We start from the raw sequence: 1,315 nt of genomic DNA, 5'->3' as shown, positions 1-1,315 counted from the left end.
TTGGTAGACACCTCTGATTCCGGCCGTGTTGGGTCGGGGAAAGGTAATCTACCTCCATGCCTAGGAAGGTTTATTCGGATCAGTTCAAGCGTGACGCGGTCGCGATGTACGAGAACGATCCACATCTCTCGCTCAAGGCCGCGGCCGAAGACTTAGGGATCTACCGCACCACGCTTCGCACGTGGGTCGACAAGTACGGCACCGGCGCAAAGGCCACGACCCCACCGGTTTCTCGTGCTGATCGTGCCAAGCAGCTCACGGGTGCTGAAAAGATACGCCAGCTGCAGCAGGAAAACGCCCGGCTGAAAGAAGAACGCGATATTCTGCGCAAGGCGGCCAAATATTTCATGGAAGAGACAAACTGGTGATCCGCTTCCGGTTTGTTGATGACCACCGCACCGAGTACTCGGTCAAGCGGATGTGTACTGTCCTTGGGCTCAATCGCAGCTCTTACTACAAATGGAAGGCCAGCAGCGACCAGCGGAGCCGCCGGCTGATCGACGATGCCATGCTAGGGGCGAAGGTCAAGGCAGTCTTCGACGAGAAAAACCAGCTCTACGGTGCCAAACGCATCGCAGCAGAGCTGACGCATAACGACGCCTACAACGACAATGGGCCGGTCAACCATAAGCGCATCGCCCGGATCATGAAGAAGCTTCGTCTGCGTGGCTACACCAAAAAACGCAAGGTCACCACCACCCGGCGTGGGCCACATCGCGTGGTGTTTGCCGACCTGGTCAAGCGGGACTTCACAGCCCCGGCTGCAAATAGGGTGCTAGTTGGCGATATCACCTATCTGCCGATCGCAGATGGGTCGAATATGTATTTAGCTTCGGTGATTGACTGCTATTCCCGGATGCTCGTTGGCTTTGCTATCGCCGACCACATGCGCACCGAACTCGTCGAGGAAGCACTCGAGCACGCGCACCACACCCGCGGGAGTCTTACCGGGGCGATCTTTCATTCGGACCACGGAAGTGTGTACGCCTCATCGCAGTTTCAGGCCACCTGCCGCAGGCTCAACGTCACCCAGTCGATGGGCGCAGTCGGCACCAGTGCCGATAACTCGCTGGCGGAGTCGTTTAACGCCACCCTGAAACGAGAGGTACTCAAAGACAAGAAAGTCTTTGCCAACCAGCTCGTCTGCCGGCGAGATGTCTTCGCCTGGTGCGCGCGCTACAACACCAGCCGAAGACACTCCTGGTGCAAGTACCTCACCCCCACAGAGTACGAAGCCCTCGCAGCGTAACAATGCGCTAGAGTAAACCCCATAATTTCACCACCCCATGGTGTCTACTTTCCGGGGGCCGGGCCC

The 1,315-nt window shown here is 57.8% G+C and carries 1 protein-coding gene; it reads left to right on the top strand.

What is annotated here, in order from left to right; all coding sequences use genetic code 11:
* Positions 1 to 56 precede the first annotated feature (56 nt).
* Positions 57 to 1,249, top strand: a protein-coding gene (locus MHX66_RS10455; RefSeq protein WP_239202861.1) for an IS3 family transposase whose coding sequence is annotated in 2 segments (ribosomal slippage) — positions 57 to 345 and positions 345 to 1,249 — 1,194 coding nt in all. Because the reading frame shifts where the segments join, the coding sequence is not laid out codon by codon here.
* Positions 1,250 to 1,315 lie beyond the last annotated feature (66 nt).

Source organism: Corynebacterium sp. ACRPH, assembly GCF_022347285.1.
Lineage (GTDB): Bacteria > Actinomycetota > Actinomycetes > Mycobacteriales > Mycobacteriaceae > Corynebacterium.
Note: the sequence above shows the minus strand (reverse complement) of the source record. Positions and strands in the feature narration are given on the sequence as shown.